Annotated in this window: 21 protein-coding genes; 11 read left to right on the forward strand and 10 right to left on the reverse strand. The window is 70.6% G+C overall.

What is annotated here, in order from left to right; all coding sequences use genetic code 11:
* Positions 1 to 88: 88 nt before the first annotated feature.
* Together ACWDZ6_RS01480 and ACWDZ6_RS01485 are read left to right on the forward strand one after the other, a co-directional pair.
* On the forward strand, positions 89 to 292 hold the full coding sequence (locus ACWDZ6_RS01480) for a hypothetical protein (protein WP_451501207.1): 204 nt from the start codon (positions 89 to 91) through the stop codon (positions 290 to 292).
* Between the two features lie 195 nt (positions 293 to 487).
* Entirely contained in the window at positions 488 to 688 is a 201-nt protein-coding gene (locus ACWDZ6_RS01485) for a DUF6243 family protein (protein ID WP_366730562.1), read from the forward strand.
* 74 nt (positions 689 to 762) lie between these two features.
* On the opposite strand, the gene ACWDZ6_RS01490 is transcribed toward ACWDZ6_RS01485, so the two are convergent.
* The gene (locus ACWDZ6_RS01490) at positions 763 to 2,145 is read right to left on the reverse strand and encodes an MFS transporter (protein ID WP_451501459.1); all 1,383 of its coding nucleotides are present in this window, start codon (positions 2,143 to 2,145) and stop codon (positions 763 to 765) included.
* Positions 2,146 to 2,318: 173 nt separating this feature from the next.
* On the opposite strand from ACWDZ6_RS01490, the gene ACWDZ6_RS01495 reads away from it, so the two are divergent.
* The gene (locus ACWDZ6_RS01495; protein ID WP_451501208.1) at positions 2,319 to 3,173 is read left to right on the forward strand and encodes a helix-turn-helix transcriptional regulator; all 855 of its coding nucleotides are present in this window, start codon (positions 2,319 to 2,321) and stop codon (positions 3,171 to 3,173) included.
* Between the two features lie 63 nt (positions 3,174 to 3,236).
* Here the strand turns inward: ACWDZ6_RS01495 and ACWDZ6_RS01500 are convergent, their stop codons facing one another.
* The 4 genes from ACWDZ6_RS01500 to ACWDZ6_RS01515 all read right to left on the reverse strand — a co-directional run bounded on the left by ACWDZ6_RS01500 (position 3,237) and on the right by ACWDZ6_RS01515 (position 9,474).
* The gene (locus ACWDZ6_RS01500) at positions 3,237 to 4,397 is read right to left on the reverse strand and encodes a hypothetical protein (protein WP_451501209.1); all 1,161 of its coding nucleotides are present in this window, start codon (positions 4,395 to 4,397) and stop codon (positions 3,237 to 3,239) included.
* Positions 4,398 to 4,427: 30 nt separating this feature from the next.
* The gene (locus tag ACWDZ6_RS01505) at positions 4,428 to 5,060 is read right to left on the reverse strand and encodes a dioxygenase family protein (protein WP_451501210.1); all 633 of its coding nucleotides are present in this window, start codon (positions 5,058 to 5,060) and stop codon (positions 4,428 to 4,430) included.
* Positions 5,061 to 5,290: 230 nt separating this feature from the next.
* Positions 5,291 to 7,924, reverse strand: a complete 2,634-nt coding sequence (locus ACWDZ6_RS01510; RefSeq protein ID WP_451501211.1) for a helix-turn-helix transcriptional regulator — start codon at positions 7,922 to 7,924, stop codon at positions 5,291 to 5,293.
* 95 nt (positions 7,925 to 8,019) lie between these two features.
* Positions 8,020 to 9,474 carry an MFS transporter gene (locus tag ACWDZ6_RS01515; RefSeq protein ID WP_351445218.1) on the reverse strand — a complete coding sequence of 485 codons (1,455 nt, stop codon included), beginning with the start codon at positions 9,472 to 9,474 and terminating at the stop codon, positions 8,020 to 8,022.
* Between the two features lie 52 nt (positions 9,475 to 9,526).
* Here ACWDZ6_RS01515 and dusB point away from each other — a divergent pair, with 52 nt between their 5' ends.
* Positions 9,527 to 10,675, forward strand: a complete 1,149-nt coding sequence (dusB, locus tag ACWDZ6_RS01520) for a tRNA dihydrouridine synthase DusB (RefSeq protein WP_451501212.1) — start codon at positions 9,527 to 9,529, stop codon at positions 10,673 to 10,675.
* 135 nt (positions 10,676 to 10,810) lie between these two features.
* Here dusB and ACWDZ6_RS01525 read toward each other — a convergent pair whose 3' ends face one another.
* Positions 10,811 to 11,563, reverse strand: coding sequence for a GntR family transcriptional regulator (locus ACWDZ6_RS01525; RefSeq protein ID WP_451501213.1), 753 nt, complete (start codon positions 11,561 to 11,563; stop codon positions 10,811 to 10,813).
* A 265-nt stretch (positions 11,564 to 11,828) separates the two neighbouring features.
* Here ACWDZ6_RS01525 and ACWDZ6_RS01530 point away from each other — a divergent pair, with 265 nt between their 5' ends.
* The 7 genes from ACWDZ6_RS01530 (at position 11,829) to ACWDZ6_RS01560 (ending at position 21,211) form a co-directional block, all read left to right on the forward strand.
* Entirely contained in the window at positions 11,829 to 12,974 is a 1,146-nt protein-coding gene (locus ACWDZ6_RS01530; RefSeq protein WP_451501214.1) for an ABC transporter substrate-binding protein, read from the forward strand.
* A complete protein-coding gene (locus ACWDZ6_RS01535; RefSeq protein ID WP_451501215.1) occupies positions 12,974 to 13,870 on the forward strand; it encodes an ABC transporter permease in 897 nt (298 codons plus the stop codon). The genes ACWDZ6_RS01530 and ACWDZ6_RS01535 overlap by 1 nt, the downstream gene beginning before the upstream one ends.
* Complete coding sequence (locus tag ACWDZ6_RS01540; RefSeq protein ID WP_451501216.1) at positions 13,858 to 14,790, forward strand: ABC transporter permease; 933 nt, start codon at positions 13,858 to 13,860, stop codon at positions 14,788 to 14,790. The genes ACWDZ6_RS01535 and ACWDZ6_RS01540 overlap by 13 nt, the downstream gene beginning before the upstream one ends.
* A 3-nt stretch (positions 14,791 to 14,793) precedes the next feature.
* Positions 14,794 to 15,888, forward strand: coding sequence for an ABC transporter ATP-binding protein (locus tag ACWDZ6_RS01545; protein ID WP_451501217.1), 1,095 nt, complete (start codon positions 14,794 to 14,796; stop codon positions 15,886 to 15,888).
* A gap of 8 nt (positions 15,889 to 15,896) precedes the next feature.
* Positions 15,897 to 16,610, forward strand: coding sequence for an HAD family hydrolase (locus tag ACWDZ6_RS01550; protein ID WP_451501218.1), 714 nt, complete (start codon positions 15,897 to 15,899; stop codon positions 16,608 to 16,610).
* Between the two features lie 340 nt (positions 16,611 to 16,950).
* A complete protein-coding gene (ppdK, locus tag ACWDZ6_RS01555) occupies positions 16,951 to 19,659 on the forward strand; it encodes a pyruvate, phosphate dikinase (protein ID WP_451501219.1) in 2,709 nt (902 codons plus the stop codon).
* Positions 19,660 to 20,191: 532 nt separating this feature from the next.
* The gene (locus ACWDZ6_RS01560) at positions 20,192 to 21,211 is read left to right on the forward strand and encodes an ArsR/SmtB family transcription factor (RefSeq protein ID WP_451501220.1); all 1,020 of its coding nucleotides are present in this window, start codon (positions 20,192 to 20,194) and stop codon (positions 21,209 to 21,211) included.
* On the opposite strand, the gene ACWDZ6_RS01565 is transcribed toward ACWDZ6_RS01560, so the two are convergent.
* The 4 genes from ACWDZ6_RS01565 to ACWDZ6_RS01580 all read right to left on the reverse strand — a co-directional run bounded on the left by ACWDZ6_RS01565 (position 21,181) and on the right by ACWDZ6_RS01580 (position 25,208).
* On the reverse strand, positions 21,181 to 22,341 hold the full coding sequence (locus tag ACWDZ6_RS01565) for an alkaline phosphatase PhoX (protein ID WP_366730631.1): 1,161 nt from the start codon (positions 22,339 to 22,341) through the stop codon (positions 21,181 to 21,183). The genes ACWDZ6_RS01560 and ACWDZ6_RS01565 overlap by 31 nt on opposite strands.
* A 320-nt stretch (positions 22,342 to 22,661) precedes the next feature.
* Entirely contained in the window at positions 22,662 to 22,856 is a 195-nt protein-coding gene (locus tag ACWDZ6_RS01570; RefSeq protein WP_451501460.1) for a ferredoxin, read from the reverse strand.
* Between the two features lie 26 nt (positions 22,857 to 22,882).
* The gene (locus ACWDZ6_RS01575; protein WP_451501221.1) at positions 22,883 to 24,130 is read right to left on the reverse strand and encodes a cytochrome P450; all 1,248 of its coding nucleotides are present in this window, start codon (positions 24,128 to 24,130) and stop codon (positions 22,883 to 22,885) included.
* A 151-nt stretch (positions 24,131 to 24,281) separates the two neighbouring features.
* Positions 24,282 to 25,208: an oxidoreductase gene (locus tag ACWDZ6_RS01580; RefSeq protein WP_451501222.1), complete on the reverse strand. Its 927-nt coding sequence runs from the start codon at positions 25,206 to 25,208 to the stop codon at positions 24,282 to 24,284.
* Positions 25,209 to 25,267: the final 59 nt, after the last annotated feature.

Genomic DNA, 25,267 nt, shown 5'->3' on the forward strand with positions numbered 1-25,267 from the left:
CGGGACGTATGGGACAACAGCGCGAGAGAGTGCTGCTGTTGATGTTGAACCTGCTGCACACTGGGCGCACTCGTCACCAGGAGGACCGATGCCGTCCATGACCACAAGCAAGGTCAGCAGATGGGATCAGCACGGCCGCGAGCATGTCGTGCACGTGCAGAAATCGGGCATGCAGCGGATGCTGACCTGTAACACCTGCGGCTGGCGCAAAGGGGCGCAGTTCCTGCCCTGGCTCAAAGCCGAGGAGCACCTCGCCGAGGCGCACCAGGCCACGGTGGACCCGAGCGCCTGATGATCTCCCCTGTCCGCTCGACCGGTCCGCTCGCACGGCCCGCGCGAAATAACGAGGTGTTCCCGCCCTTCGCGGCGGGGTACCGTGACCCGCATGTATGCGTATCTCCCGATCTACGAGTGAGAGGGCGGCGGTCGACTCCCGCCCCCGTCTGACGATTCCCCAGTCACTTCTCACCACAAATGGGAGAAACCCATGGCCAAGAGCCGCAACAACCTCCTCGGCGTGGGCGGACAGCGCAAGAAGCTGTCGCGCGCCGACCAGCAGGGCAACGGTCCGGCGCGCAACGCCGACCGCAAGACGTCCGCCGACCAGAAGCAGGAGCTGGTGCGCAAGATGCGCGAGCGTGCCGAGAGCGTCGGCACGCCGGAGGAGCCGCAGGAGAACCAGGCCTGATCACGACCGTGGGCCCGGACCGCGTCACGCGGTCCGGGCCCACGGCCATGTCCGGGCCCGCCAGGTTCAACGGGTCAGTTCACCGTGCGCGGCAGGCGCAGGCTCAGCAGCGTCGTCAGCACGATCATCCCCAGCTGCACCAGCAGTGTGACCGTCAGCGCCTGACGCATCCCCGCCGACGTGGCCAGCGAGAGGAAGAGCGAGCCCAGCGTGGCCACGCCCAGCGCCAGTGCGGACTGCTGGGTCGTCACCATCACACCGCTGCCCACCCCGGCGCGCTCCGGCGGCACTTCGGAGAGCACGATCCGGAAGATGACCGGCAGTTGGAGCCCCTGGCCGAAGCCGGCGAGCGCGACGCCCGGCATCAGTTCCACGAAGCCCAGGTCCGGCCAGCCGCGCCAGACGGCGAGGGCCAGTACCGCGACGCCCACGGCCTGGAGCGCGCCGCCGGTCGGCACGATCCGGGTGCCGTACCGCACCACCAGCCGCGGTCCTGCCAGCGAAGCCACGAAGAAGGCCAGCGCCATCGGCACCAGCGCCATCCCGGAGGCCACGGCCCCCATCCCCAGGCCCTGCTGCAGCGCCACCGCGACCACGAACATGAAGCCGCCGAAGCCGATCGAGAACGGCAGTACCAGCGCAAGCCCGCGCCGCAGCGGGACCAGTGCGAACAGGCTCGGCGGCACCAGCGGTGTACGCCCCTGCCGGTCCGCGCGACGCTCCACCCGGTAGAAGGCCACCGCCGCGACCGGGAACATCGCCAGCGAGACCCATGTCCACAGCGGCCAGCCGGTGGCCCGTCCCTCCGTCAGTGGCGCCAGCAGCGTCAGCAGGGTCACGGTCAGCAGCAGCGTGCCGGGTACGTCCACGGGCGCGGGGTTGGCGGAGCGCGTCCTCGGGACCGAGCGGGCGGCCAGTACCAGGCCGATCAGCGCCACCGGCACATTCACCAGGAACACCGCCCGCCAGCCGGTGCCCGCGATGTCGGCCGCGACCAGGACGCCGCCCAGGATCTGCCCGGCGACCATCGAGAGTCCGGCAGTGGCTCCGTACAGGCTCATCGCCCGGGCCCTGCGCGGGCCGGCCGTCGCCGACTGGATGGTGGCCAGTACCTGCGGCATCATCAGCGCGGCTGCCGCGCCCTGTGCCGCCCGTGCCCCGACCAGCGTCCAGGCGTCCGGCGCGAGCCCGCAGGCCAGCGAGGTGAGTCCGAAGGCGGCCATGCCGCCCAGGAAGAGCCGGCGGCGGCCGTACATGTCTCCGAGTCGTCCGCCGAGGACGAGCAGTACGGCGTACGAGAGTCCGTACCCGGCGACCACCAGTTCCAGCAGCGCGGGGCCCGCGCCGAGGTCGTGTTCGATGGTCGGCAGGGCGACATTGACGATGAAGAAGTCGATCAGGGGAAGCGCCGCGCCGAGCAGCACGGTGAACAGCCCGAGCGGGCCGAGCTGTGGCACGGCGGCCTTGGCGGCTTCCGCGGCTTTGGCGACGCGGACGGGGTCTGGGGAAAGGACACTGGTCTCACTCACGCCATCGACGATCGTCCACCGTGGAGCCTGGTACCAGAGTGTCTTTATCCTGGTACTAGCACTACCTGGCAATGGTCTGCGCCGTCCGGCACGCTGGAAGCATGACGACGATGGTGCAGGAGAGCGACGTACGACGGCATGAGCTCGCGGGCTTTCTGCGCAGCCGTCGTGAACGCATCACCCCCGAGCAGGTCGGGCTGCCGCGCGGCCGTCGCCGGCGGACCCCCGGTCTGCGCCGCGAGGAGGTCGCGCATCTCGCCACTGTCGGTGTCACCTGGTACACCTGGCTCGAACAGGCCAGGGACATCCAGGTCTCCCCGCAGGTCCTCGATGCCATCGCCCGCGCCCTGCTCCTCGACCCCAGCGAGCGCACCCATCTCTTCGCCCTGGCCGGCGCCACCGACCCGGCCCCCGGCACGCCCTGCCCGACCATCACGCCGGCCCTGCGGCAGATGCTCGTGCAGCTCGAGCCGATTCCGGCCTGCATCATGAACAGCCGTTACGACATCCTCGCGTACAACCGCACCTACGGACGGCTGTTCTGCGACCTCGACTCCCTTCCTCCGGAGGACCGCAATTGCATGATCATGGCCTTCACCAATGACGACTGGCGGGCGGCGGTCGTCGATCTCGCGGACGCCAACCGGATGATGGCCGCGAAGTTCCGGGCGTCGATGGCCGAGCATCTGGCCGAGCCCGCGTGGAAGGCGCTGCTGGGGCGGCTGGAGAGGTCCTCGCCGGCGTTCCGTGAGGTGTGGGCGCGCCATGAGGTGGTCGGCCAGAGCGGCAGGACCAAGCTGATCCGCAACGCCCAAGTGGGCCTGTTGCACCTGGAGCACAACAATCTGTGGCTGGGCCCGGCGGCCGGGCCCCGGCTGGTCAGTTACACACCTCTGGACGTCGAATCGCGCGAGCGCCTGGAGAAGCTCCAGGCGCTCGCGCCGGCCGAGGCCTGAGCACGTGGCATGGCCCGGGCCCGGACCGTGGCGCATGGTCCGGGCCCGGGTTCGGTGTGCCGGTCAGCCCGTGAAGCGGGTCACTGCCGGAACCAGGTCGCCCTGTTTGGCAATGCCCACTGTCCACAGGTCTGCGCTGCTCGGCACAGTGGTGAACCCTCGCACCACCACACCGGGGTCGGCGGCCTGCTCCCAACGGCGCTGTTGCGCGTCGAAGCGCAGGGCGACGGAGACAGCACCCTTGCCGCCGACCGCCCACAGCGCGCCGTCCCCGGCCCTGCCGACGGCCCGAAGCCGGCCGTCGGCGATCGCGGGCGTCCTGACGTCGGTCCACTTCTTGCCGTCCCAGTGCACCGCGTAGGGGCGGTCGGCTCCCTTGGACGTCGAACCGCCCACCGCCCAGACGTCGTCGGCACCCAGTGCGGTGATGCCGCTGAGCCAGCGGTGCTCGTCCGCGGCTCCCGCGGGCGCGGCGACCCGCGTCCAGGAGGTGCCGTCCCAGTGCAGCAGCAGGGCCGTCTGCGCGGTGCCGCCGGTGGCGAAGGACGTGCCCGCCGCCCAGATGTCGTCCGGTGCGACGGCGGTGAGGCTGGTGAGTTCGCCCTTGCCGACGTCGGGCAGGGTCTGCCGGCGCCAGGCCGTGCCGTCCCAGGCCTGAATGGCGGGGACCCCGTTCTTGATGCCCTGCGGCACCGCGCGACCGGCCGTCCAGGCCTTCCCGTCGGACGTCGTCACCACCGCGTCGGGTGTCAGCCGGCCCGCGGGGTCGCGGTCGAGGTTGCGCGTGGTCCAGGAGGTGCCGTCCCAGTGGGCCGCCGTCGCGCCGACGGCCCAGATGTCACTGGCCGACCGTACGGCGATCGCCTGCGGAAAGGTGTCCTTCGGCAGCGTCGACTGCTGCGTCCAGGATGTTCCGTCCCAGTGCAGAGCCAGGGCCTCCACTTCGGTGGCGCTCTTCAGCCGGTAGCCGACGGACCAGGCCTGCTTGTCGCTGAGCGCCGCCACGGCGGTGAGGTCGCCCTTGGCCACCGGCACCGCGGTCGACTGCCACTGTCCGGCGACGCGCGCCGGTGCGGCCGCCACGTCCTTGGCGGCGGGCGCGGATCCGGCCCAGCCCGTGCCGGCGGCGATCAGGCCCCCGGCCGCGATGGCGCCCGCGGCCAGCGCCGCCACCAGCGGCCGCCGTCCGAGATGCAGGCGCCGGGATGACTTGCTCGTATTCATCACGGAAATCCTTGAGTGATCGGCGGTCGGCTACGTGGCCGTGGTCTGGATGACGAAGTCGAAGGCGCCGGTGTAGCGGCCGTCCTTCGGGCCCGCGAGCGTGATCGTGCAGGCCCGGTTGAGGAGCCGGTCCGCGGCGTTGAGCGCGGCGAAGTCCCGGCCGTACGCCTGGGTGTCGTCGGGGAAGTACAGCTGGGTGACGAGCACCGGTCCGCCGGGCGCCTGGACCTGGGTGTGGATGTGGGGAGCCCGCTGGCCCCAACGGCCCCAGTAGTCCCGGGGGATGATCGTCGCGAGCCGGAACGCGCCCCTGCTGTTGGTGTACTGGTGGCCGCGGAGCGAGAAGCCGGCGGTGTCGTAGTCGCCGTTCTGGTCGCACTGCCAGAACTCGATGAGCGTCCCCGGGAGGGGCTTGCAGGCGGTGTCGTAGACGACGCCGCCGAAGTCGAGCCGCACTCCGCGGATCGCGGGGGTGATGAAGTCCGCCCGCTCGGGGGATTCCGGTTTGAAGAGCGGGCCCTCCGTCGCCGCCGGGGTCTCGTGACCGTCGCAGGCAGGCGTGACGGCCAACGGGCGTCCCGCCGCGCGCGCCTCCTGCACCGTGCTCACCGGTGCCGCCAGGGCCGCGCCGGCCCCGCTCGTCGCCACGAGGGCGGCGGTCATTCCCACCGAACTCGTTCTGATGAACGCCCTCCTCGAGCTCGTGTGCTCGCCGCTCGTTTCGTGGTCTGGCCGCATCGCGTCTCCTTGCCGGAATCGACTGCTCGCCAGGGCATTCCGTGGGGGGAAGGACGGGCCAGAGGCCTGCGAGTCCTTGGAATGCCCTGTTCCGGCTCAGCTTTGCCGCTGCCGCTGAAGAGCGGATCGATCAGATGACCGGCGGCTTCGCCGCGTTACGAAACCTCGCCCCAACGCTTGTCGTGATCCGGGACGGCGCGCCGTTCCTTTCCGGCCACCCACAGCGCGATCTGTGTCCGGGACCGCATGCCCAGCTTGTCCCGTACGTTGTCGAGATGCGTGGCTACGGTGCTCGCCGACAGATCGAGACGAGCCGCGACCTCACGGTTGGTCAGTCCCTCGGCGACCAGAGCGGCGACCGCCGCCTCCCGCCCTGTCAGCGGAGATCGCCCGCCGCCGGTTCCGCTCCCGATTCCCCCTCCTCCGTCACCGTTGCCGACGGTTGAGGCGACGACTGGCGCGGAGTCTTCGTCGGTCCCGTTCAGCGCGTAGACGAGCAGCCGCTCCCAGCGCAGCCGGCGTCCACCGGACACCGCCCCGTCCCGGGCAGCCGCGGGCAGAGCCGCCTCCGCGCGGGCCGCCGCGGCTTCGACCTGCCGCTGCCACCCGGCTTCCGGCTCGGTGTCCAGGCGGCGGCGCGCCTGCGCACAGGCCGCGAACAGCCGCAGCGAGCGTTTCATCTCGCCGCGTTCGGCCGCCACGACGGCAAGCCCCTCGAGCGGATACAGCGCGTGGAAACTCTCGCCGGGCACCGTGCGCAGCGCCTCGGCGAACAGCCGTTCCGCCGCCCTGAGATCGCCCAGAGCCAGCCGTATCGCGCCGGCGGTGTGCAGCGCTGCCGCCGACTGACACCAGGGCGCCTGCCCTCGCAGCTCGGGCAGGCAGGAAGACATGAGCGCATCGCCCTCGGCCGCCTTGCCGGCATGCAGCAGCGCCCAGGCCAGGTGATGCCGGCACCATGCGGTGTCGCGGGGGCGGCCGAGCGTGGCGACGATGGCCAGGCACTCGGCGAAGTCGTCGACGGCCTGCGAGAACTCGCCGCGGCACAGCAGGGCGGCAGCGCGTGCGTCCAGGGCGTTGGCGAGCGAGGCGGGGTCGTTCCGGCGCCGCTCGACGGCGACCGCCCGCTCGGCGAAGCGCAGTGCGGCCGCCTCGTCCACCTGCTGGCAGGCGGCGCGTGCGGCGAGCGCCAGGGCCGTACCGACGTGCCGGGAGTCCTCGGAGCGCGGGGGTTGCCGGGGGTCCCGCGCGTCTCCCGGGGCCCGCGAATCCTCGGGGTCGCTGTCCTGCTCCAGTACGTCCGTCAGCAGCGCTCGGGCGGCTGTCAGCTGCTCCTGCTGGTAGCGCACCCGCGCCAGCGCCAGCGTCAGGGGTACGTTCGGTGCGCCACCGTGGCTGTTGGTGTGGGCGACGGCCGCCGCGAGGTTCTCCCGCTCCTCGGTCAGGGGGCCGCCCGCCTGGTCGACGAAGACCTGACCCGTGGTCGGCTCCAGCAGTCCGGTCAGCCAGTCGACGGCCCGCCGCCAGGTGCCCGGCAGCTCGCCGGAGTCGGCGAGGCGGTCCAGGGCGTAGGCGCGGATGGCGCTCAACTGCCTGAATCGTGCGGTGACTTCGGCCTCGGGGCCCGGCAGCCGCACGATCAAGGACTTGGCTTCCAGCGCGCACAGCACCCGCAGGACGTGCCGTGGCGGCATCTCGCCGTCGGCGCAGACCGCGGCCGCTCCTACGGCGTCGAAGCCGCCGACGAGGACGGAGAGACGGCGGAAGAGGGCCTGCTCCTCCGCATCCAGTAACCGATGGCTCCAGTCGATCGCGGCCGCCAGCTCGCGGTGGCGTCCCGGTCCGGTCCTGCTGCCGTCCGTGAGGAGGGTGAGCTGGTCGTCGAGGCCGGCCAGGATGTCGCTCAGCGGGAGGGCTCCCGTACGGCGTGCCGCCAGCTCGATGGCCAGTGGCATGCCGTCGAGGCGCCGGCAGATCTCGGCCACGGTAGGGGCGTTGCCGGCATGCAGCTCGAATCCGGGTGCGCGGCTGCCCGCGCGCTCCACGAAGAGCCGGACGGCATCCGCCTGCAGCACGGCTGCCGGGTCGTCGTCCTCGCCGGCCGGCGACAGGGACAGTTCGCCGACCCGGAACACCACTTCGCCGGGCACGCGCAGCACTTCCCGGCTGGTGGCGAGGATCCGCAGCCGCGGGCACCGGGCGAGCAGGGCCGCGGCCAGCTGTGCGCACGGCTCGGCCAGGTGCTCGCAGTTGTCCAGGACGATCAGCATCGGGCGGTCGCCGAGCTCGTGCGCGAGCAGCGCGATACCTGTACGGCCGCCGCGCTCGCCCACGCCCAGCGCGGCGGCCACCGCCTGCGGAAGCCGGTCGCCGTCCCGCAGTGAGTCCAGTTCGACCAGCAGGGCCTTGCCGTCGGCGGCGCCACGCCGGCCGCCGGCGAACTCCATCGCCAGACGGGTCTTGCCCACCCCGCCCGGACCGGTGAGAGTCAGCAGCCGCGAGGACTTCGAGAGGGTGCGCAGCCGCGACAGCTCGCGCCGCCGGCCGACGAAGGAGTCCAGTGGCCGTGGCAGCTCCCGGCCCACCACCTGCCTGTGGTCCTGGTCCTGGCCGTGTGCTCGGTCCTGGTCCTGGGCGTCTGGTGCCGAGCGTCGGCGAAAGGCGCGCTGTCTGCATGCGGCGGAGCAGTAACGGGCAGGCCGGCCGCCCTGTGCCGGCCCGCTCCCCTTGCGCGGCCCGCGGCCGGGCAGCTCGGTCCCGCACGCCTCGCACGTTCGACTCGGACTCATCCGTCGAATCCTTGCCGAACGGACGCCGCCGGACCAGCGGGTCCGGCGAAGGGTGAGCCACGCCCCATGGCGCCTGTGGCCCGGCTCGGAGACGGCTATGCGTTCGCTGTGGACGGCGCCTTGTCCCGGTCCGGCGGTTCCAGTTGCTCAGCCGTGCGCCGCGCCGTCTCCCGTGCCCAGCCGCCGCTGGTCAGCGCCCCCACCACGAGGACGCACAGCCCGCAGCCGGTGATGATCCACCAGGCCGGCCTGCTCGCGGCGACGAAGCCGTCCGCGTACGAGGTGGAGGCGACCCCGGCGGCCAGTACGGCTCCGATGACGGCGACGCCGAGGGTCTGCCCGATCTGCCGGCTGGTGGAGGCGACAGCGGCCGCGACACCGGCCTGGGAGCGGGGCATTCCGGAGACGGCGGTGTTGGTGATCGGCACGTTCACCATGCCGAAGCCGAGACCGAAGAGGAAAAAGCCGAGGAAGAGCAGCGCGTCGGAGGTCTCGGCCTCGAAGGCGGCGAACAGCACCCCGCTCGCGGCCATCGCGATGCCCGCGATCATCAGCGGGAGGCGCGGACCCCGGCTGCCGACCAGCCGTCCCGACAGTGGTGCGCAGATGAACGTCATGGCGGCCATCGGCAGCATGTAGAGACCGGCGTCCATGGCGGACAGGCCGCGGACGTCCTGCAGATAGAGCGTGTTGATGAAGAGGAAGCCGCCGAGCGAGGCGAAGGCGCACACCGCGATGACCGTGGCACCGCTGAACGGGGCGCTGCGGAAGAAACGCAGATCGATCAGGGGCTCGGTGCGCCTCGGTTCGTACAGCAGCAGTCCGGCCAGCGCGAGGGCCGCGACCGCACTGAGGGCAAGGATCACCGGCGAGTGCCGGCCGGCCGAGGGCGCCTCGATGATCGCGTACGTGAGCGAGCCGAGGAGCGCCATGACAAGGAGCTGGCCGACGGGATCGGGGCGGCGTGGCTTCGGGGCGCGGGACTCCGGTACGTAGCGCCAGGTCAGCAGGATGGCGGCGATACCTACCGGCAGATTGACCCAGAAGATCGAGCGCCAGCCGATCGAGTCCACCAGGACTCCGCCGACCAGGGGCCCCGCGGCCATGGAGATGCCGACGACGCCGCCCCATACGCCGATGGCACGGGCCCGTTCGCGCGGGTCGGTGAAGGTGTTGGTGATGATCGACATAGCGACCGGATTGAGCATCGAGCCGCCGACGGCCTGCACCATGCGGAACGCGATGAGCGACTCGAGATTGGGCGCGAGCGAGCAGAGCAGCGAGCCGACGGTGAAGAGGACGAGCCCGGTCTGGAAGACCCGGCGTCGGCCGATCCGGTCGGCGGTGGAGCCGGAGAGCATCAGCAGGGAGGCGAGGACGAGGGTGTAGGCGTCGATCGTCCACTGCATCCCGGCGACCGAGGCGTGAAACTCCTTCTGGATCGAGGGCAGCGCGACATTGAGGATCGTGTTGTCGAGGCTGACGATCAGCAGGCTCATAGCGCAGATCGCCAGCACGACCAGCCGCCGTCGGTATGTGAGCTCGGGCATAAGCGGATAGTACGGCTGACTAACGACTCCCGTCGTGAGCGACAATGGGCGAATGACCACGCTCGCCCCGTCCTCCTCGATGCTCAGGATCGGCCCGCACACCGTGCAGCCCCCGGTGGTGCTCGCGCCGATGGCGGGCATCACCAATGCGCCTTTCCGCACGCTGTGCCGCGAGTTCTCCGGCGGCAAGGGGCTTTTCGTCAGTGAGATGATCACGACGCGGGCGCTGGTCGAGCGCAATGAGAAGACCATGCAGCTCATCCACTTCGACGCGAGTGAGACGCCGCGGTCCATTCAGCTGTACGGGGTGGATCCGGTGACCGTCGGCAAGGCCGTCCGCATGATCGTGGACGAGAACCTGGCCGACCACATCGACCTGAACTTCGGCTGCCCGGTCCCGAAGGTGACGCGCAAGGGCGGCGGCTCGGCCCTTCCCTACAAGCGGCCGCTGCTGCGCGCGATCCTCAACGAAGCGGTGTCGAACGCGGGCGGCCTGCCGGTCACGATGAAGATGCGCAAGGGCATCGACGACGACCACATCACCTATCTCGACGCGGGCCGGATCGCGGTCGAGGAGGGTGTGACGGCGATCGCGCTGCACGGGCGTACGGCGGCGCAGCACTACGGCGGTACGGCCGACTGGGACGCGATCGCCCGGCTGAAGGAGCACGTCCCGGAGATCCCGGTGCTCGGCAACGGCGACATCTGGTCGGCGGACGACGCGCTGCGGATGGTGCGGGAGACGGGCTGCGACGGAGTGGTCGTGGGGCGCGGCTGCCTGGGGCGGCCGTGGCTCTTCGGCGACCTCGTCGCGGCGTTCGAGGGTGCGGGTACCTGTGCGACGCCGACGCTCAAGGAGGTCTCGGTCGTCATGCGGCGGCACGCGGAGCTGCTGGGGGAGTGGATCGGCGACGAGACGCGTGGCGTGATCGACTTCCGTAAGCATGTGGCGTGGTACCTGAAGGGCTTCTCGGTCGGCTCGGAGATGCGGAAGAAGCTGGCGATCACCTCGTCGCTGGCGGAGATGGACGCACATCTGGAGGAGCTCGACCTGGACCAGCCGTGGCCGGTCGGTGCGGACGGGCCGCGCGGGCGTACGGCGGGCAACAACAGGGTGGTTCTGCCGGACGGCTGGCTGAAGGATCCGTACGACTGCGCCGGGATCGGTGCGGAAGCGGAACTGGACACCTCAGGCGGCTGACGGCACCGTCCGCGGCTCTGCCCGGAGCCGGCGGCTGAAGCGCCGGCGGGGCTGAATCCGGCTCGCCGGACCGGCGGAAGATCAAGCCCGTCCGGCGCTTGAGGACACAGCGGGGCCGGGGTCCCGCAAGCCGCGCTACGCGTCCAGCGCGCCCGCATGCCGCGACAGTGGGGCCGTGTCCGCCGAGTTGCTCACACTGAACGTCACACTCCCCGCCACATACCTGTCGTCCGTCCACTCGATGGGCCGGCCCGTCGCCGTGCACGTCAGATGACGCTGCCGCAGCAGCGGGCTGCCCCGGCGGACCCGTAGCAGCCGCGCGTCCACGCTCCCCGCCGCGACCGCGTCGATCAGGTGCTCGCCGTACTGGGCCACGATGCCGTGCTGTCCGGCGATGCTGTTCATGATGGATAGGCAGTCCTCGGGCAGCTCCTCCACCGCGGGCGCCACCCACTCCGCGTACGCGGTGCGCTCCAGCATGGCCGGTTCGCCGTCGAGCAGCCGCAGCCGTATGACGTACAGGACCGGCGATCCGGCGGTGACGGAGAGCCGGGAGGCCTCGGCGGGGGTCGCGGGACGGCGGGCGCGGGTCAGGATGCGGCTGGAGATCTCGTAGCCCATGCCCTCGGCCCACTGCGCGAAGCTGTTCAACTCCGCGAAGCTGTGCCGGCGTTCGTGGCGCAGCACGATTCTGCGCGCACCCTGCCGGGAGCCGATCAGGCCCTCGGAGGCCAGTACGGCGACGGCCTGCCGGACCGTCCCGCGCGACGCGGACCAGCGGGCCGCGAGGTCGCTCTCCGAGGGGAGCCGCGCTCCGACCGGATACTCGCCGCCCAGGATCGACCGCCGTACCGCATCGGCGATCTCCAGATAACGCGACGTACCCACGCGAACGCCCTCCGTGTCCCGGACTGTGCGCAGTTGGTTGCGCTGTGTTCCGCTTTCCCGCCCACCCTAACCACGCCGGAGCGCCTATGTCTCCCGTCCCCGGGGACCCGCTCCCACCGGCGAGGAGTCGGCGTCGGCTCTTCCGGCAGCCGATCCACCGCGGCCATGTGCCGTTCATGATCCGGACAGCTCCTCCGGGCGAACTGAATCCAGCTTGTTCAGACAAGTGCTCACCGTGTCCTTCACTTCGTCTCTGGGAGAGACCGTGTTCAGACCTTCCCGTCTCGGCGCTACCGCCCTGCTCGGCGCTGCCGCGCTCACCACCCTCACCGCCTGCGGTGCCGCGCCCGACGGCGCTGCCGCCGGTGCCGCGGTGAAGGCGAACGCCGGCACCTCGGCCGCCGGGTTCGGCGGAATGAAGGCGCTCGTCGCGGCCGCCGAGAAGGAGGGCAAGCTGAATGTCATCGCCCTCCCGGCGGACTGGGCGAACTACGGCGAGCTGATCAAGGCATTCGAGGCCAAGTACAAGATCAAGGTCGGCAGCGAGAACCCGGACGCCTCCAGCGCCGACGAGATCGCCGCCGTCAAGGCCCGCAAGGGCCAGGAGCGCGCCCCCGACGTCCTCGACCTGGGCATCGCCTTCGCCCGCAGCGGCGCTGCCGAGAACCTGTTCGCCCCGTACAAGGTCGAGGCCTTCGACAAGATCCCCGCAGGCCAGAAGGACCCCGAAGCCCGCTGGTACAACGACTACGGCGGCTATGTCTCCATCGGCTGCGACGCCGAGCGGATCAAGAACTGCCCGCAGACCTTCGCGGACCTGCTCAAGCCCGAATACAAGGGCAAGGTCGCGCTGAACGGCAACCCGACCAAGTCCGGCTCCGCCTTCGGCGGCGTCTACGCGGCGGGCCTCGCCAACAAGGGCTCCTTCGCCGACATCCAGCCCGGTATCGACTTCTTCGCCAAGCTGAAGAAGAGCGGCAACTTCATCCCCGTCGAGTCCACCCCGGCCACGGTCGAGAAGGGCGAGACGCCCATCAGCATCGACTGGGACTACCTCAACGCCGGCTACGCCGACCAGTTCCGCGGCAAGGGCGTCGACTGGAAGGTCTCCGTACCGAGCGACGGCGTCTACGCCCAGTACTACTCGCAGGCCATCAACAAGCAGGCCCCCCACCCGGCGGCCGCCCGCCTGTGGATGGAGTTCCTCTACAGCGCCGAGGGCCAGAACCTCTGGCTGAAGGGGTACGCCCGGCCCGTACTGCTGCCTGCCATGACCGCGGACGGCAGCGCCGACAAGGGCTCCGTCGCCAAGCTCCCCAAGGTCGAGGGCACTCCGTCCTTCCCGTCCTCCGCGGAGCTCGACAAGGCCAAGGCCGCCCTCGCCGAGAACTGGGACAAGGCCCTCTCCTGATGCCCGTACCCTCCCCGTCCCGCACCGGGCCCGCCGGCGGAACCCGCCGCCGGCGGCGCGGCCCCCGCACCTGGCTCGCCGCGCTCCCGCTGCTCGTCTTCACGGGCCTGTGCTTCGGCCTTCCCGTCGCCGCGCTCCTGTACGGAGCGGTCACGGGCACCGACCCGGCGACCGGCGCCGGTCGGCTGACCGGTGAGCATCTGCGGCGCTCGCTGCAGGGGCCCTATCTCGGCTCCCTCGTGGGCAGCGTCCAGCTCTCCGCGCTCACCGCGGTGATCGGGTCGGTCGCCGGTGTGCTGATCGCGCAGGCCATCGTGACCTCCCGGCGTACGTGGCTGCGCAGCGCAACCCTCACGGCCTCCGGCGTCCTCGCCAACTTCGGCGGTGTGCCGCTCGCGTTCGCGTTCATCGCGACCGCGGGCATCTCCGGTGTGGTCACCCGGCTCGCGGACCTCGACGGTCTCGGCTGGAACCTCTACTCCTTCACGGGGCTCGCCGTGGTCTATCTCTACTTCCTGACCCCGCTCATGGTGCTCGTGATCATCCCGGCGCTGGACGGACTGCGTCCCCAGTGGCGGGAGGCCGCGCAGAACAGCGGGGCGACCGGGCGGCAGTTCTGGCGGCTGGTCGGGCTGCCGGTCCTCGCGCCGTCCCTGCTGGGCGGCTTCGTCCTGCTCTTCGGCAGCGCGTTCGCCGCGCATGCCACTGCCGCGGCTCTGGTCGGCGGTTCCGTACCGCTGGTCACCTTGAAGATCGCTGACGCGCTGTCCGGCAATGTGCTGGTCGGCCAGGAGAATGTGGCGCTCGCCCTGAGCCTCGACATGATCGTGATCGCCGGCCTGGTCATGGCGGTCTATCTGCCCCTCCAGCGACGGAGCGCCCGATGGCTGCGATGACACCCACCGCCCAGGCCGTGCCTGCCGGGTCCCGCCCCGCACCCGAGAAGGCCGCTGTCCGCCGACAGCGCCGCCGGCCGCGCGTCTGGCGCGGACTCGTCCTGGGTCTGGCCGGTCTCTACTTCCTCGTTCCGCTCCTCGCGTCGGTCGTCTTCACGGTGCACACTCCGGGCCGGGGCGTCTCGTTCGAGGCGTACACCGGGATTCTCGGCGCGGAGGGATTCACCGACAGCCTGCTGCTCTCGCTCGGCCTCGCCGCCGCGACCATCGCGCTCGTTCTGCTGCTGGCCGTGCCCGCGCTGGTCGCCGTGCGGCTGGGGGCGCCACGGCTGCGGCCGGTTGTCGAAGTCATGTGCATGCTGCCGCTGGTGGTGCCGCCGATCGCGCTGGTCACCGGGATCACCACGGTGCTGCGCTGGGGGCCGGAGCATCTGTCCCGTACACCGCTCTACCAGACCTTCATGGCGGTCCAGGACGAGAACTTTCCGCTCGTGCTCGTCCTCGCCTACACGGTGCTGGCCCTGCCGTTCGTGTACCGCTCCCTGGACGCGGGACTGCGCGCCATCGACGTACCGACGCTGGTGGAGGCCGCCCGCAACTGCGGTGCGAGCTGGGCGTACGTCATCCTCCGGGTCATCCTGCCCAATCTGCGCACCGCGCTCGCCGGCGCCGCATTCCTCACCCTGGCGCTGGTGCTGGGCGAGTTCACCATCGCCGCGCTGCTCGGCTACCAGCCCTTCGCGGTGTGGATCGTCACGGTCTCCGGAGCGCAGGCACGGATGTCGGTGGCCGTCTCCGTCCTCAGTCTTCTGATCACCTGGGCGCTGCTGCTGCTCCTCTCCCGCGCGGGGAACGGCACCCGGCCCGCGAAGAGCGCGGCCACCGTGGCCGCCGCGCCCTCCTCCAGCAAGGACCGGTAATCCATGTCTGCAAGTACAGCGACCGCCGTCGCGCGGCGGAGCGAGACCTCCGGCGTGACCGGCGCCCGGGTCGAATTCCGCGGTCTGCGCCGGGCTTTCGGCGCCACCGTCGCCCTCGACGGGCTCGACCTGACCGTCGAACCGGGTGAGCTGATCGCCCTGCTCGGCCCGTCGGGCTGCGGCAAGACCACCGCCCTGCGCGTCGTCGCGGGCTTCGAACAGCCGGACGCCGGCGAGGTGCTGGTCGACGGCGAGGACATCACCCGGGTGCCGGCCAACCGCCGGGACGCGGGCATGGTCTTCCAGTCATACAGCCTCTTCCCCAACCTCAGCGCCCGCGACAACGTCGCTTTCGGCCTGCGGGTCCGCAAGATGCCGACCGCCGGGCGCAACGCCCGCGCCGCCGAGCTCCTGGCCCTGGTCGGCCTGCCCGAACACGGCGACCGCTACCCCCACCAGATGTCCGGTGGCCAGCAGCAGCGCGTCGCCCTGGCCAGGGCGCTGGCCCTGGAGCCGCGCGTGCTGCTGCTGGACGAGCCGCTGTCCGCGCTCGACGCCAAGGTGCGGCTCAGCCTGCGCGAGGAGATCCGCCGGCTGCAGCTCTCCCTCGGGATCACCACGATCTTCGTCACGCACGACCAGGAGGAGGCCCTGTCCATGGCGGACCGGGTCGCCGTCCTCAACGCCGGGAAACTGGAGCAGTGCGCGGCGCCCGCGGAGCTGTACGAGCGCCCCGCGACGCCGTTCGTCGCCGAGTTCGTCGGGACCATGAACCGGCTGCCGGGCCGGATGGCGGACGACGGCCTGGTCGAAGTGGCGGGCAGCAGGCTGCCCGTGGACGGCGAAGCGCCGAAGGCATCCGAGGTCGAGGTGCTCGTACGTCCCGAGAACGTCACCGTGACCGCCGATCCGGACGGCGAGGCCACGGTCGTCTCCGCGTCCTTCCTCGGCTCGGTCACGCGCGTGCTGCTCGACCTGCCGGACGGCAGCTCGGTCAAGGCCGACCTGGCGTCGCGGGACGCGGGCGCGCTGCTGCCCGGCGGCCGGGCAGCGGTCGGACTGGCACAGCGGCCCGTCCTCGTCGTACCGGCGCGGTGAGCGTGGCCATGACCGAGCCCGCGGCGGTCCTCTTCGACATGGACGGCACCCTCGTCGACACCGAGGTGCTGTGGTGGGAGACGGCCGAGGAGGTCGCCGCGTCGCTCGGCCACCGGCTCTCCGGCGCGGACGCACCGGAGGTGGTGGGCCGGGCCGTCGAGGACACCGCCGCTCATCTGATACGGATCACGGAGGTGGCCCTCAGTGCCACCTCCACCGTGTCGGCGGTGGCGCAGGCGCTGACCGACGGGTTCTTCCAGCGGGTGGAGGCGGGCGCCCCGGTGCGTCCCGGCGTACGGCGGCTGCTGGCCGAACTGGAGCACCGGCAGGTTCCGTTCGCGCTGGTGAGTGCCTCACCGCGCATCGTCGTCGATTCGGTGGTCGGTGGAGCGCTGGCCGATGTGCCGTTCGTCTTCACGCTGTCGGCCGACGACACGGTGCGGACGAAGCCGCATCCGGATCCCTACCGGGAGGCCGCGGACCGTTTCGGGGCCCTGCCCAGGACATGTGTGGCGGTGGAGGACTCGCCGGACGGCAGCGACTCCGCGGAGGCCGCGGGGTGTGCGGTGCTGGTGGTGCCGTCGCTGCTGCCGGTTCCCGCGTCCTCGGGCCGGGTCTTCGCCCGGAGCCTGGAGGACGTGGATCTCGATGTCCTCAGCCGCTGTGTTTCGTCGTGTTACGCGGGTCCGGATGATGGGACCGGAGGCCCCTCAGCCGCGTGATTCTCGCCACCCCTGATAGGGGTAGCGCTCACATGAGCGATTTGGCGACGACTGCACCTCTCAGAGGGGTGGCACTAAGTGCCACCCCTTCGGCGTTCAAATGATCTATCGATTCATCGCGCCGTGTAGCTTCCTGCGCGATCAATGTCGCTGTACGTGCTGATGCGTTCAAGCCTTGAATGAAATCTCTCAATCGAGCTGCCACTCAGTTACTTTGGATCTGGTGGCGGACGAGTGGTTACGGCCGTATGACCGCCAAGTGGACGTACCCAGACGCCTTCGATCTGGGTATGTTCCTCGCCGTCAGGGCAGCCACCGAGTCCTCGAGGAGTCGAGACCCGTGTCGGAAAACAAAGATCAGAAGTTCGTCTACGACTTCACCGAGGGCAACAGGGACCTCAAGGACCTGCTCGGCGGCAAAGGTGCCAACCTCGCAGAGATGACCAACCTCGGGCTGCCCGTCCCTCCGGGCTTCACCATCACCACCGAGGCGTGCAAGGTCTACCTCGACAGCGGCACCGAGCCCGCCGCGCTGCGCGACGAGGTGAGTGCCCACCTCGACGCCCTCGAGCGGTCGATGGGCAAGAAGCTCGGCCAGGCCGACAACCCCCTTCTGGTATCGGTACGTTCGGGTGCGAAGTTCTCGATGCCGGGCATGATGGACACGGTCCTCAACATCGGCCTCTCCGACGAGTCGGTGGCCGGGCTCGTACAGCAGTCCGGCGACGAGCGCTTCGCTTGGGACTCGTACCGCCGCCTGATCCAGATGTTCGGCAAGACGGTGCTGGGCGTCGACGGCGAACTCTTCGAGGAGGCGCTCGAGGAGGCCAAGCACGCCAAGAAGGTCACCGTCGACACCGACCTCGACGCCGGCGATCTGAAGAAGCTGGTCAAGCAGTTCAAGAAGATCGTCTCCCGTGACGCGGGCCGCGACTTCCCGCAGGACCCGCGCGAGCAGATGGACCTCGCGATCCGCTCGGTCTTCGAGTCCTGGAACACCGACCGCGCCAAGCTCTACCGCCGCCAGGAGCGCATCCCCGGCGACCTCGGCACGGCCGTCAACATCTGCTCCATGGTCTTCGGCAACCTCGGTCCCGACTCCGGCACCGGCGTCGCCTTCACCCGCGACCCCGCCAGCGGCCACCAGGGCGTCTACGGCGACTACCTCCAGAACGCGCAGGGCGAGGACGTCGTCGCCGGTATCCGCAACACGGTGCCGCTCGCCGATCTGGAGAACATCGACAAGCAGTCGTACGACCAGTTGATGCAGATCATGGAGACCCTCGAGACGCACTACAAGGACCTGTGCGACATCGAGTTCACCATTGAGCGCGGCCAGCTGTGGATGCTCCAGACCCGGGTCGGCAAGCGGACCGCGGGCGCGGCCTTCCGTATCGCCACCCAGCTCGTCGACCAGGGTCTCATCGACGAGGCCGAGGCGCTCCAGCGCGTCAACGGCGCGCAGCTCGCGCAGCTGATGTTCCCGCGCTTCGACGACCACGCGAAGACCGAACTGCTCGGCCGCGGTATCGCCGCGTCGCCCGGTGCGGCCGTCGGCAAGGCCGTCTTCGACTCGTACACCGCGGTCAAGTGGTCGCGTTCCGGCGAGAAGGTCATCCTCATCCGCCGTGAGACCAACCCCGACGACCTCGACGGCATGATCGCCGCCGAGGGCATCCTGACCTCGCGCGGTGGCAAGACCTCGCACGCCGCCGTTGTCGCCCGCGGCATGGGCAAGACCTGTGTCTGCGGCGCCGAGGAGCTCGAGGTCGACACCAAGCGGCGCCGGCTGACGGTCGGTGGGACCGTCATCGAGGAGGGTGACGTCGTCTCCATCGACGGCTCCACCGGCAAGGTGTACCTCGGTGAGGTGCCGGTCGTGCCGTCCCCGGTCGTCGAGTACTTCGAGGGCCGGATGCACGCGGGCGCCGACGACGCCGACGAGCTGGTCGCCGCCGTGCACCGGATCATGGCGTACGCGGACCGAGTACGCCGCCTTCGCGTACGGGCCAACGCCGACAACGCCGAGGACGCGCTGCGCGCACGGCGGTTCGGCGCGCAGGGCATCGGCCTGTGCCGCACCGAGCACATGTTCCTCGGTGAGCGCCGCGAGATGGTCGAGCGGCTCATCCTCGCCGACACGGACGAGGAGCGTGAGCAGGCGCTGGGCGCCCTGCTGCCCCTGCAGAAGAAGGACTTCGTCGAGCTGTTCGAGGCGATGGACGGTCTGCCCGTCACGGTCCGCCTGCTCGACCCGCCGCTGCACGAGTTCCTGCCCGACATCACCGAGCTGTCGGTACGGGTCGCCCTCGCCGAGGCCCGCAAGGACGCCAACGAGAACGACCTCCGCCTCCTTCAGGCCGTGCACAAGCTCCATGAGCAGAACCCGATGCTGGGCCTGCGCGGTGTACGCCTCGGCCTGGTCATCCCCGGTCTCTTCGCCATGCAGGTACGGGCGATCGCCGAGGCCGCGGCCGAGCGCAAGAACGCCAAGGGCGACCCGCGCGCGGAGATCATGATCCCGCTGGTGGGCACCGTTCAGGAGCTGGAGATCGTCCGCGAGGAGGCCGACCAGGTCATCGCCGAGGTGCAGGCTGTCACCGGCACCGACCTCAGGCTGACCATCGGCACGATGATCGAGCTGCCGCGCGCCGCGCTGACCGCCGGTCAGATCGCCGAGGCCGCCCAGTTCTTCTCGTTCGGTACGAACGACCTCACCCAGACCGTCTGGGGCTTCTCCCGCGACGACGTCGAGGCGAGCTTCTTCACCGCGTACCTGGAGAAGGGCATCTTCGGGGTCTCCCCGTTCGAGACCATCGACAGGGACGGCGTCGGCTCGCTCGTACGCAGCGCTGTCGAGGCCGGCCGGGCCACCCGCCCCGACCTCAAGCTGGGCGTCTGCGGCGAGCACGGCGGTGACCCGGAGTCGGTGCACTTCTTCCACGAGGTGGGTCTGGACTACGTGTCCTGCTCGCCGTTCCGTATCCCGGTGGCGCGCCTCGAGGCCGGCCGGGCCGCGGCCGAGTCGAAGGGCAGCGACTCCCGCTGAGAGACCGGAGCCGTCGCCGGGGTCTGGGGGCCTGCCCCCAGTCGGTCCCGACCCTCACCGACCCGGTGGCGGCTCCGGAACACCGAAAAGGAAGGGGCGGGCGCCTTGTGCGGGGCGCCCGCCCCTTCCATGTGTTCATTCGTGTGCCGTTCTGTTTCGCTTTTCGGCCCGGCCCGATTCCCTGTTGAATCATGGACGTCCAACGGCAATCGAATTTCTGCCATTTCGCGGCGCAAAAAAGCGGGCGGAGCGCGGCCCGCGGATCCCCATCCGCAGGCCGCGCCCCATTACCCGTGCCGGACACGGAGCCGCACCTTCCGTCACCCGCCGCCGGACGTTCCAAAGCCCCCCACGGTCTTCGCAACGTCACATCGGAGACGGAAGGTTCATGCCCGACGTCGTACAGCCTTTCGGTTGGCACCCACCCCCCGCGAGGCGTTTCAACTGTGGCTGAAACACCGTGGTAACGTCCTGTGATGGCATGCATACTCAGTGATCGGGGGCGATTGCGGATGCAACAGGTGGGGGTTCGGTGCTTCGTATCCATTTCACTGGGGACGACCTAGCCAGAGTGCGGATGGGGGCCAGACCGGATGCTTTGTGGGAAACGATTCTCAGTTTTCACCGATTGCGGGATCGACGCGGCGCACTCGTCTTCGGAGAATGGCGCTCGGAGACCCGGGCCCGGTTGAATGGTGAAACACGCCTGCTTGCCGCGCTGGTACCGCCGCGGGGCTATTTCCCGGACTTCCTGACACCTCCCGAAGGGCAGGGCGGGCTGGACGCGGGCCTGGAGGCGCTGCGTGCCACCCCGGCGGCCCGTCTGCACACCGAACTCGCCCTGGCCGCCTCGGAGCGCGCCACGGTGCCCGTGCTGCCCGGCCGGCTCGTCGCGCTCGCCGAGGGCAGGCCCGAGCCGCTCGCCCGGCTCGTGGGGGCGCTGCGCGGCTATCACCGGGCCGCCGTGGAGCCGTACTGGCCGCATATCCAGGCCAGGGTGGAGGCGGACCGTGCCGTGCGAGGCCGCGCGCTGCTCGACGGCGGCGCGGACGAACTGCTCACGTCACTGCCGCCGGTGCTGCGCTGGCGGCCGCCGGTTCTGGAGGCCGACTATCCCGTCACGCGCGAACTGCACCTGGACGGGCGCGGGTTACTGCTCCAGCCCTCGTTCTTCTGCCGCGGCACACCGGTGGTCTACCGCGACGCCGCGCTCCCGCCGATCCTCGTCTATCCGGCCGCCCACAGCAGCGGTCCGGACTTCAGCGAGGCCGGCGGCCCCTCACTGGGCAAGCTCGTCGGCCACACCCGCTCCGCCATCCTGCAGGCCATCCGCTTCGGCTGTACGACCAGCGAACTGGCCCGCAGGGCAGGGGTGTCCCTCGCCTCCGCGAGCCAGCACGCGGCCGTCCTGCGGGAGGCGGGCCTGGTGGTGACGCTGCGCCACGGCAACGCCGTCCTGCACACACTCACCCCGCTGGGCGCCGCCCTGTTGCGGGGCGGCGCCACCGCGGAGGCGTCGGGCTACGCCCGGAACGGCCCCGTCACCTCGTAGGTGATGCCGCCCGACGAGGATCCGCTCGTCCCGCGCTGGCTGGAGAAGTACAGCCGGGTACCGTCGGGCGAGAACGCCGGTCCGGTGATCTCGGACGAGGACTGGCCGGTGATCCGCAGGAACACCGCGACGACGTCGTCCGGAGTGATGATGCAGATCTCCATGTTGCCGCCGTCCTCGGCGACGAACAGATCGCCGGAGGACGAGCCGGTGACGTTGTCCACGCCGGTGAGCGGGGCGCCGCCGCCGACCACCAGCGAGTCGTCGTAGGCCAGTTCGTAGGTGCTGCCCGCGAGGTTGAGCTGCCAGACCCGGTTGTCGCCCTTGGTCGTGAACCAGACGGTGTCATTGGCGTAGTGACAGCCCTCGCCGCCGTTGAAGTGCTTGGCGCCGGAGACCTGGCTCCGGGTCGCGGTCGGCGAGCCGTCCGGGTCGGGCACGTTCTGCCAGGTGAAGGAGCCGGAGGTGCCGGAGCCCGCGACGAGCACCTGGAGTGTGCCGGAGGCGAGGTTGCCCCAGGTGGTGGGGATGAACCGGTAGAGGCAGCCGTTGGTCTCGTCCTCGGTCAGGTAGACGACATGGCGCACCGGGTCGGCGGCCGCGGCCTCGTGCTTGAACTTGCCCATGGCGTCCCGGCGTACGGCGGCGTTCACGCCGTACGGGTCGGTCTCGTAGACGTACCCGAGGCTGACCTCCTCGCACGACAGCCAGGTGTTCCACGGCGTCTTGCCGCCCGCGCAGTTCTGGCGGGTGTTGGAGAGGATTCTGTACGCGCCGGTGATCGCGCCGGCCGAGGAGAGCTTCACCGCGCTCGCGCCGCCGGAGGGGTTGATCTCCGAGTTGGAGACATAGATCCAGCCCGAGCCGTCCGCGAAGCAGGCGCCGCCGTCGGGGGCGTTGTGCCACTTGTAGGAGGTCGGGCCGACATTCTGACCGGACCGGGCGATCACCCGGCTGCTGAACCCGCTGGGCAGCTGAATGCCGTTGGCGTCCGCCGCGCCGAGGGCCCCGTAGGGCCCCGGGCCGGGCTGGGCAGGGGCGGCGTAGGCGGCACCGCGCATCAGGGTGCCGCCGAAGGCGGCGGCGGACGTGCCGATGACTGCTCCGCGCAGGAAGTTGCGACGATCCACTGTCACTCCAGGGTGGTGACCGCTCCGGGGCGCCGGTCGACGCCCCGGAGTTGGCGCGGTACCGGAACCTATGAGTCGTGAATTGACAGCACGTCAACGAGTGGTGACGTACAGCCGTCAACCAGCGCGCAGACTCGGGGGTAGGGCAGGTTGCGCCGGGGCGCACGCCGAGCGCGCGCCGTTCACCACCCGGGCGTCGACGCCGTCCCCCGGACCTCGTGCCGGGGCCCGGACGGGGCCTGTCCTTCCAGCCCGTCCGGCGATGGAGGACGAACCGTCTGCGGATCCGGCCACCAGCACGCCCGCCCGACGCGCAGGTCTCAGCCGTGCGAGAGCCGGATCGCGCCGACCGGGCACGCCCGGGCCGCCTCCCGTACGAGCGGGCTGCCCGCTCCGTCCCCGCGGTCCGGCAGCAGCTCGCTGAATCCGTCGTCGTCCTGGGTGAACACCTCCGGCGCGGTCAGCGCGCACTGACCCGCCCCGATGCACCTGTCCTTGTCGATGGCGATGCCGATGGCCGTACGGTCGGTACCCATGGCGGCTACCAGGCCACGGGGAGTTCGACCATCCCCTGGAGTGTGTCGCCGGGTTTGAAGGGGATTGTCTCGGCGGGGGCCGCAAGCCGAAGTCCTGGCAGCCGGACGAAGAGCGTCCGCAGCGCGATCTCCATCTCCGCCCGGGCCAGATTCTGTCCCAGGCACTGGTGGATGCCGAAGCCGAAAGCGACATGGTGACGGGCCGAGCGGTGCCAGTCGAGCGTGTCGGGCGCCGTGTACGCGGCGGTGTCGCGGTTGATGAGGGACGTCGAGAAGATGACGCCCTCGTCGGCGCGGATGGTCGTCCCGGCCACCTCGATGTCCTCCGTGGCCACCCGCAGCATCCCGTCGGCGATCGACAGGAACCGCAGCAGCTCCTCGACGGCGGTGGGCATCAGCGACTCCTGCGCCCGCAGCTCGGCGAGTTGTTCAGGGTGCTGGAGCAGGGTGAAGGTGCCCAGCGAGATCATGTTCGCCGTGGTCTCGTGGCCCGCGACCAGCAGGATCGCGGCGAGGCTGATCAACTCGCGCCGGTCCACGGTGCCCTCGTGCAGCTGCTGCTGGATGAGTTCGTCGAGCAGTGCCTCGCCCGGGTCCTCCCGCTTGCGGTCGATCAGCGCGCCGAGGTATTCGTTCAGCTGGTCGCGCGCGTCCTCCGTGTCGGCGGGGGACGGTCCGCGCAGCAGCCGGCGCGACTGCGCCTCGAAGAAGTCGTGGTCGGCGTAAGGGACGCCGAGCAGGGCGCAGATCACCATCGATGGCACCGGCAGCGCGTAGGCGCTCACCAGCTCCGCGGGCGCCCCCTGTTCGGTCATGGCGTCGAGCAGCCGGTCCACGGTCCGCTGGATCTGCGGGCGCAGTGCGGTGACGCGTTTGACGGTGAAGCTGGGGATGAGCATCCGCCGCTGGGTGTTGTGCTCGGGATCGTCGACGCCGAGCAGCGCCGTGCGGCGGTTGCGCAGCTGCGCGAAGCGCTCCGTGGGCACGGGGAACCCGCGGTTCTCGCGGTTGGTGGAGAGCCGCTGGTCGGCCAGCAGTTCGCGCGCCGTCGCGTGCCCGGTGACCACCCACACGGTGCCGCCGTCGAAGAGGGCGACCCGGGAGAGCGGCCGGGCCTCGCGGAGTGGCTGGTAGGGAGCGGGCGGGTGGTAGGGGCAGCCGCGGTCCTGAGGAAACGCGACGGGTTCCGCGACGACGGGTGCTGGAGCGACGGGTTCTGGGACGACAGGTTGTGGGGCGACTGGTTCTGTCATGGTGACCTCGCGAGCGAAGAGTCCGCCTAGCCGGACTCCCATTAGATGCCTCGGGCACCTAGTGGTCCATGCGAAGTTCGGCCAAACGGCCCAAGGACGGCGGAGCCGGCAGAGTCCATGGCGTACACCGGCCGCCCGGCGCGCGAGGGGCTCAGGGCTTGAGGCCCTCGTACGTCACCCCGGTGAGCTGCTCGGACGCCACCCACAGCCGCTCGCCCGCCACATCGTTCCGGGTCCACTTGGCCCGCCGGGACGGAGCGGGCGGGCCGCGCCAGCCCTGGAACCTCGGTCCGGTGAAGGAGTCGGGCTGTACGCCCGGCGCGGTGGCCGCGTACAGCGTCGGCAGCGCCCCGGACTCGGCGGGCTGCGCCGCGATCCGGTTGCCGAACTCAATGATCCGTTCCCTGAGCCTGCTGCCCTCCATCCTCGCGCTCGCGGTCTGGAGGTTGGTGGCGGCGTAGCCGGGGTGGGCGGCCGCCGCGACGACATCGGACCCGGCGGCGCGCAGCCGCCTCGACAGCTCGTGCACAAAGAGCAGATTCGCTGTCTTGGAACGGGCGTAGGCCACCCAACGGCGGTAGCGACGCTCGCTGTTGAGATCTCCCATGTCGAGATTGGCCATGGCGTGCAGTCCGCTGGACAGGCTCACCACGCGCGCGCCCGGCGTGTCCAGCAGTTTCGGCAGCAGCAGCCCGGTCAGCGCGAAGTGCCCGAGGTGGTTGACGCCGAACTGCGTCTCGAATCCGTCGGCCGTCTTCCCGTACGGCAGGGCCATCACGCCGGCGTTGTTGATGAGCAGATCGAGGCCGTCGTACGGATACTCGGCCGCGAACTTCCGTACGGAGGAGAGGTCCGCCAGATCCAGCGGCCTGAACTCCACCGCGGCGTCCGGCACCTCACGTTTGATGTGGGTCTCCGCCTGCTCGCCGCGGACCGCGCTGCGGCACGCGAGAACCACTCGCGCACCGCGGCGGGCCAGCTCCTGGGCCGTGACGAGTCCGATGCCGCTGTTGGCTCCCGTGACCACGGCGGTGCGTCCGGACTGATCGGGGATGTCGCTCGTGTTCCAGCCCGCCATGGCTGAGCCCCTCGCTAGGAATCGTTGGCTGCCAGCCTACGAACCGTCGGGTCGAGGAG

The organism is Streptomyces sp. NPDC002926, assembly GCF_053591755.1.